The sequence below is a fragment of the Corynebacterium gottingense genome, from assembly GCF_003693265.1.
GTDB classification, from domain to species: Bacteria; Actinomycetota; Actinomycetes; order Mycobacteriales; family Mycobacteriaceae; genus Corynebacterium; species Corynebacterium gottingense.
In genome coordinates, this window is the sequence record NZ_RDRE01000078.1 from 1 (window position 1) to 2,782 (window position 2,782).

Consider the following 2,782-nt stretch of genomic DNA (forward strand, 5'->3'; position numbering starts at 1 on the left):
TTTTCGTCGATCTTGGTGTCGAACGACTGCATCAGGTACTTCCAGCCCTTAGAGAACGGGTTTGCCATGTGTCGTGTCCTTCCGTCGTCGCAAAATGGTCGCCGCCCCAGTGTACGCAGGTTTTCGGTCTATTCGCCCTGCTTGCCCTGCTCGGCCAGCATCTTCTCGTACTGCTTGCGGACCTCCTCCATGTCAACCGCCTTGACCTGGCCGATGAGCGATTCGAAGTCGGCCGGCGCCATGTTTCCGGCCTGCTGGTAAAGGGGGATGCCGTCACGGAAGACGATGATGTTGGGAATGCTGGTCACGCCGAGCTTGCCAGCAAGCTCTTCCTCTGCCTCGGTGTCCAGCTTGGCAAAGGTGACATCGGGGTGCGCTTCCGATGCCTTGGCAAAGGTCGGCGCGAAGGCCTTGCACGGACCGCACCATTCCGCCCAAGCGTCGACGAAGACGATGCCGTCTTTCTGGACGAGTTCGTCGAAGTTCTCTTTCGTCACATCGATAGTGCTCATTGCATACTCCTTTACAGGGGTTTGTTAACGTTGCCCTCGGTGCAACAGTAACAAGCGCGACTGCATTCCTTTGCAGTCTCAGCCGAGCCGGTAGGGGCGGAAATCATGACGAAGAACTACAACATTTCGGGCCAGTCCAGTGAGGTCGCAGTTGATTCGCTGGTCGACGAAGTACGCCTGGTCGAGGGCACTTTCGACGTCACCGTGGAGCCGAACGAGGGCCGCATGACGGTCGCGGGCGAAAACTTCACCGACGCCGACATCATCGCTGCGGCGGAGCACGCCGGCTTCACCATCCTTTCGCCAGATACCCCCTAGGGGTATAGTTGCGGGTGTACGTGAACCGCCAACCGAAAGGACAGCATCATGGCAACCCGCGAATTCACTGTTGAAGGCATGACCTGCGGACACTGCGAGCTCAGTGTGCAGGAGGAGATCGGCGAGATCCAGGGCGTCACCGACGTCAAGGCCGACCACACCACCGGCTCCGTCTCCGTGTCCGGCGAAGGCTTCTCCGCCGAGGACGTCGCAAAGGCCGTCGCCGAAGCCGGCTACACCCTGAAGTAGCGCTATGACCAGCCACATCGAGCTGGGCGTCACGGGCATGACGTGCACGTCGTGCTCGTCGCGCGTCCAGCGCAAGCTGAACAAGCTCGACGGCGTCGACGCGGCGGTCAACTACTCCACGGAGACGGCGACCGTCGATTTCGACGAGGCCACCACGACGCCGGAGCAGCTTATCGACGTCGTCCGCACCGCCGGCTACGACGCCTTCGTGATGGGAGGCGAGGAAGGCGGGGACGAGGGGGCGTCGATAAGCTCGGTGAGCGACGCCCGCGACGACGAAGCCGAACGGCTCAAGCGAACGACGATCTGGGCGGCGCTGGTGACGGTGCCGGTCATGCTGGTGTCGATGGTGCACGGCCTGCAGTTTCCGAACTGGCAGTGGGCCGCGTTCGCCGCGACGACGCTGGTGTATTTCTCCGCCGGCAGCGTGTTCCACCGCGCGGCGCTGATCAACCTGCGCCACGGTGCCACCACCATGGACACCCTGATTACGCTGGGCACGACCGCGGCGTACGTGTGGTCCATCGTGGCGCTGTTTGCGGAGCGCGGCCCGCACGAGATTTACCTCGAATCCGTCTGCGTCGTGATTACGTTCCTGCTGCTCGGCAGGTGGTTTGAGACGCGCGCGAAGGGGCAGAGCTCCGCCGCGCTGCGCGAGCTGCTGAGCATGGGCGCGAAGGACGCGAGCGTGCTGCGCGGCGACAAGGAAGTCCGCGTCCCGATCGCGGAAGTCCAGGTCGGCGACCGTTTTGTTGTGCGCCCCGGCGAGAAGATTGCTACCGACGGGCGCGTGGTGTCGGGGCATTCGGCTATCGACGCCTCCATGCTCACCGGTGAATCCGTCCCCGTAGAAGTGGACGAAGGCGCCAGCGTGACGGGCGCAACGCTCAACACGTCCGGGCGCATCGTGGTGGAGGCGACGCGCGTGGGGAGCGAGACCACGCTCGCCCAGATGGGCAAGCTGGTCAAGGACGCGCAGTCCGGCAAGGCCCCGGTCGAGCGGCTGGTGGACCGGATCTCGCGCGTGTTCGTCCCCACCATCATCGCCATTTCCGTCGTGGCCCTGGTCGGGCACCTGCTCGTGGGCAACGGCGTGAGCGAGGCGTTCCGCGCGGCGGTCGCCGTCCTCATCATCGCGTGCCCCTGCGCCCTCGGCCTAGCCACCCCCACCGCGATCCTGGTGGGCACCGGGCGCGGCGCGCAGCTGGGCCTACTGATCAAGGGCCCCGAGATGCTGGAATCCACCCGCCAGGTGGACACGGTGGTGATGGACAAAACCGGCACCGTGACCAGCGGCGAGATGGCGGTCGTGGACGTCACCGGCCGCGACAACGCGCTGCGCCTCGCCGCCGCCGTAGAGGCCGGGTCCGAGCACCCCATCGCCCGCGCGATCGTCAAGGCCGCGGGCGACGACGTACCGGAAGCGTCCGGGTTTACCAATGAGCCGGGCCGCGGGGCGTCCGCCACCGTGGAGGGCCATAACGTGCGCGTGGGCCGGCCCAGCGCGGAACTCGACGGGCCACTGGCCCGCGCGTTCCGCGAGGCCGAGCAGGCCGGGGCCACCCCGATCGCCGTGGAGGTCGACGGGCACGCGGAAGGCATGGTCGCGGTCCGGGACACGGTGAAGCCGGACTCGGCCCGCGCTGTGGCGAAGCTGCGCGAGCTGGGGCTCACCCCGCACCTGCTCACCGGCGATAACGCGG

4 protein-coding genes are annotated in these 2,782 nt (G+C 65.9%); 3 read left to right on the plus strand and 1 reads right to left on the minus strand.

Annotated elements, in window-relative coordinates; genetic code table 11:
* Window positions 1-128: 128 nt before the first annotated feature.
* Complete coding sequence (locus tag EAW56_RS11600) at window positions 129-512, minus strand: thioredoxin family protein (protein WP_095535644.1); 384 nt, start codon at window positions 510-512, stop codon at window positions 129-131.
* 105 nt (window positions 513-617) lie between these two features.
* Here EAW56_RS11600 and EAW56_RS11605 point away from each other — a divergent pair, with 105 nt between their 5' ends.
* From EAW56_RS11605 to EAW56_RS11615, 3 genes are all read left to right on the plus strand, one after another.
* Window positions 618-830 (plus strand): transporter, encoded by a 213-nt coding sequence (locus EAW56_RS11605; protein ID WP_095535643.1) that lies wholly within the window; start codon window positions 618-620, stop codon window positions 828-830.
* Window positions 831-878: 48 nt separating this feature from the next.
* The gene (locus EAW56_RS11610; protein ID WP_095535642.1) at window positions 879-1,079 is read left to right on the plus strand and encodes a heavy-metal-associated domain-containing protein; all 201 of its coding nucleotides are present in this window, start codon (window positions 879-881) and stop codon (window positions 1,077-1,079) included.
* Between the two features lie 4 nt (window positions 1,080-1,083).
* On the plus strand, window positions 1,084-2,782 hold a 1,699-nt coding region (locus EAW56_RS11615; RefSeq protein WP_147453311.1), incomplete at its 3' end, for a heavy metal translocating P-type ATPase.

What these genes read in the sequence shown, in the direction of transcription:
- EAW56_RS11600 (WP_095535644.1), bottom strand. Translation starts at nt 512, where the DNA reads ATGAGCACTATCGATGTGACGAAAGAGAACTTCGACGAACTCGTCCAG.
- EAW56_RS11605 (WP_095535643.1), top strand. Translation starts at nt 618, where the DNA reads ATGACGAAGAACTACAACATTTCGGGCCAGTCCAGTGAGGTCGCAGTT.
- EAW56_RS11610 (WP_095535642.1), top strand. Translation starts at nt 879, where the DNA reads ATGGCAACCCGCGAATTCACTGTTGAAGGCATGACCTGCGGACACTGC.